Genomic DNA, 247 nt, shown 5'->3' on the forward strand with positions numbered 1-247 from the left:
GTGTAAGGGTCCACGGCGCCCTGGTTCAGGATCTTGCGGAAGATGGCGCGCTGAGCACCGACGTGTGGTCGAGTGATGGACTCCGACTCGGCGGAATGGTTCGTGTACGCCCCAAGTATGACGCCCAGGATGGGGTCCTTCTCGGCGATGGCGTCGTCGAGGCGCTTGATGATGATGGTCCCGATGCCTTCACCGCGACAGTACCCGTCGGCTCCGTCATCAAAGGTCTTGCAGTTCCCCGTTCGGG

The 247-nt window shown here is 62.3% G+C and carries 1 protein-coding gene; it reads right to left on the reverse strand.

Annotation, left to right across the window (positions count from 1 at the left end; translation table 11 throughout):
- Positions 1-247, reverse strand: a 247-nt coding sequence (locus tag NCS67_RS31845; protein WP_250437938.1) for a beta-ketoacyl synthase N-terminal-like domain-containing protein, incomplete at both ends; no start/stop codon positions are given.

Origin of the sequence: Caballeronia sp. ATUFL_F2_KS9A (assembly GCF_023630765.1) — a bacterium.
GTDB lineage: Bacteria > Pseudomonadota > Gammaproteobacteria > Burkholderiales > Burkholderiaceae > Caballeronia > Caballeronia zhejiangensis.